Source organism: Chryseobacterium urinae, from assembly GCF_030518295.1.
In the GTDB taxonomy this organism is placed as follows: domain Bacteria; phylum Bacteroidota; class Bacteroidia; order Flavobacteriales; family Weeksellaceae; genus Chryseobacterium; species Chryseobacterium mucoviscidosis.
The window spans coordinates 1-3,299 of the sequence record NZ_JAULSJ010000069.1; the positions used below are offsets into that span (position 1 = coordinate 1).

Consider the following 3,299-nt stretch of genomic DNA (forward strand, 5'->3'; position numbering starts at 1 on the left):
AATCCTACTGCTGTAATTACCCGTAGATTCTATAACCAGACAATAATTTTCTAAGGAAATTTTATCTAAAAAGGATAAAATTGAACGTTGGTTGTTTTCGATGTTGTAAACCTGATCACAATTATTTAAATCATTTAAGCTTACCGTTAAAAACTTTGATCCTACATCTACGCCAATCACTTTTTTTGATAATTTTGTCATCGTAAATCTTTTTTTATAAAGAGGTTTTCTTCTGATCCACCATGGTAAAAGTTTTTACCAACAATGCTCTATCCGGATTTGGAAGAAAACAGCAGCAGGGGAATAAAATCAGGGGCGATATCAAAGTATCATTCGAGCGTCTGTCTTTATCCTACTGCTTTTGCTCTTCTGGTTAATATTTTTAACTAAATTATCAATCTGTTTTGTTTGATGCAAACTTACCATAGAAACGGATACCCCGCAGCGTGATGTGGGAAAGAAGGCATTAGCTCGGAAAGCCGGGCGCGATGAGTAGAAGTGGATAGCGGGATAAAGCTCCTGAAAATATATTTAGGATATTGAAAACGCTTACTTAAAGTAATAGATGACTTTTTCCTTTAAAAAATTTAAACACTTTCTTTGATTCAATTATTTTTATTCTTAAAAAGTAAAATAGACTAAATCTCTTAAGGCTTTTTAATTTATATCGTAAATTTATGATATGAAAGAGCATATTGTAAGAGGTTTTAGGTTTAATACTTATCAGGAACCGGAACGATCTGTATTTGACCGATTGCTGGAAATTTTTACGGATTTACTGACTCATACTTCAGGTGATTTTGATGAAGCAATTGACTGGCTTCGGATGCTGGATGAAGAATACCAATTAACCACTCCTGAATATACAATAGATGACTTTATTGAAGACCTTAAGAAGAAAGGATATATTCGGGAAGAGATTAATCCAGATGGAAATGGCAATGGAGTTACGTTAAGTGCGAAAATGGAACAGAATATCCGTAAGCAGGCACTTAAACAAATATTTGGAAATCTTGAAAAGAGCGGAAACGGAAATCATAAAACGAATAAAAGCGGAGCAGGTGAAGACTTAACCGGAGAATTCAGAAATTATAATTTCGGTGATTCTGTGGAAAAAATTTCAATGACGGAGAGTCTAAAGAATGCACAAATCAATAACGGGATCGGAGATTTTCATCTTACGGAAAATGATCTTATTGTTGAAGACAGCATACACCAGTCTCAAATGAGCACTGTTTTAATGATCGACATCAGCCACAGTATGATTCTGTATGGTGAAGACCGTATTACGCCGGCTAAAAAAGTGGCGATGGCTCTCGCTGAATTAATCACAACACGTTATCCGAAAGATACTTTAGATATTATTGTTTTTGGGGATGATGCATGGCCTGTAAAGATTCAGGAACTTCCTTATCTGCAGGTGGGTCCTTATCATACCAATACTGTTGCAGGGCTTCAGTTAGCAATGGATATTCTTCGGAGAAAGCGAAATACCAACAAACAGATTTTTATGATTACCGACGGAAAACCAAGCTGTGTGCGCGAACCGGATGGTACTTATTATATGAATTCTTACGGACTGGATGATTATGTTGTTCAGAAGTGTTATAATATGGCAGCTCAGGCAAGAAGACTGCATATCCCGATTACTACTTTCATGATTGCTCAGGATTCTTATTTACAGCATTTCGTGAGCGAATTTACAGAAGCCAATCAGGGAAAAGCATTTTATACAGGTCTTAATGGTTTAGGAAACATGATTTTTGAAGATTATGAATCCAATCGTAAAAGAAGAATCCGTTAAAATTATTACTCAATAAAAATTATCAATTAGATTTAAATACAATGACTGCAAAGCCAGAAATAAAAACGCTTGGTGCGTTAAAAGCATCAGGTTATACATCAAAACATATTAAAGACGAATTACGGGATAATTTAAAAACTATAATCCGAAATAGAGAATCTGTATTTGAGGGAATCTTCGGATACGAAAACACGGTAATTCCTCAATTGGAGCATGCCATTCTCAGTAAGCATAACATCAATTTATTAGGATTGCGAGGTCAGGCTAAAACAAGACTGGCAAGAATGATGACAAGCTTGTTGGATGAATGGATTCCTTATGTGGACGGAAGCGAGATTAATGATGATCCTTTTAACCCGATTTCCCGATTTGCAAAAGAATTAATTGAGAAAGAAGGTGATAACACACCCATTGAATGGCTTCACCGTGATGAAAGATTTTTCGAAAAACTGGCTACTCCGGATGTTACTGTTGCCGATCTTATTGGTGATGTAGATCCGATAAAAGCTGCTAATCTTAAACTTTCCTATGCAGACGATCGTGTGATACATTTTGGAATGATTCCGAGAGCCAACCGCTGTATTTTTGTAATTAATGAATTGCCGGATCTACAGGCAAGAATTCAGGTTTCCCTGTTTAATATTTTACAGGAAGGCGATGTTCAGATTCGTGGATTTAAAGTGAGAATGCCTTTGGATATTCAGTTTGTTTTTACCGCCAATCCGGAAGATTATACCAACAGAGGAAGCATCGTTACTCCTCTGAAAGACCGTATCGGATCGCAGATTTTAACGCACTATCCTGAAAATATCCATATTGCGAAAGAAATTACAAAATATGAATCCAGTCTGGACAGCCGCCAGAATAGCGGAGTGTATGTCCCGGCTTTAGCCCATGATCTTCTGGAACAGATTGGTTTTGAAGCCCGCGAGAGCGAATATGTAGATGCAAAAAGTGGTGTCAGTGCACGTATGAGCATCACCGCTTTCGAAAATTTGTTGAGTACGGCAGAACGTAGAGCTTTGTTGGCTGGCGAAGAAAAAACTTCGGTGAGATTGAGCGATTTCGTTGGCGTTATTCCTGCGATTACCGGAAAGGTAGAATTGGTTTATGAAGGAGAGCAGGAAGGAGCAGAATCTGTGGCACAACTTTTAATAGATAATGCGGTAAAAACTCTGTTTACCACGTATTTCCCCAAAATAGAAAAACTGGAGAAAAAGAATGTAGACGGACCATTCAGCCAGATCACCGACTGGTTTTTACAGGATGACGGATTTTTAGAAATTACCGACGAATCTCCGGATGAAGTCTACGCGAAAAACCTAAATCGAATTACTCCGCTTGATGAAATCATTGAAAAATACCAACCCGATACCCAACCCGAAGATCTTCTGTTTTTAAAAGAATTTATTCTTTGGGGATTGGCTGTGAATAAAAAACTGAATAAAGAAAGATTCAGAACGGGAGTTTTCTTTTCATAGAATCTGTTTTATGA

At 37.1% G+C, this 3,299-nt stretch carries 3 protein-coding genes; 2 read left to right on the forward strand and 1 reads right to left on the reverse strand.

What is annotated here, in order from left to right; translation table 11 throughout:
• A partial coding sequence (locus QWT87_RS20865) for a hypothetical protein (protein ID WP_407933601.1) occupies window positions 1-201 on the reverse strand: 201 nt, incomplete at its 3' end.
• Window positions 202-682: 481 nt separating this feature from the next.
• Here QWT87_RS20865 and QWT87_RS20870 point away from each other — a divergent pair.
• Together QWT87_RS20870 and QWT87_RS20875 are read left to right on the forward strand one after the other, a co-directional pair.
• On the forward strand, window positions 683-1,804 hold the full coding sequence (locus tag QWT87_RS20870) for a vWA domain-containing protein (RefSeq protein WP_302718642.1): 1,122 nt from the start codon (window positions 683-685) through the stop codon (window positions 1,802-1,804).
• A 41-nt stretch (window positions 1,805-1,845) separates the two neighbouring features.
• Window positions 1,846-3,285, forward strand: coding sequence for an AAA family ATPase (locus QWT87_RS20875; RefSeq protein WP_302718644.1), 1,440 nt, complete (start codon window positions 1,846-1,848; stop codon window positions 3,283-3,285).
• The last annotated feature ends 14 nt before the right edge of the window (window positions 3,286-3,299 follow it).

Coding starts and splice junctions, on each gene's coding strand:
- QWT87_RS20870 (WP_302718642.1), top strand. CDS start 683: ATGAAAGAGCATATTGTAAGAGGTTTTAGGTTTAATACTTATCAGGAA.
- QWT87_RS20875 (WP_302718644.1), top strand. CDS start 1,846: ATGACTGCAAAGCCAGAAATAAAAACGCTTGGTGCGTTAAAAGCATCA.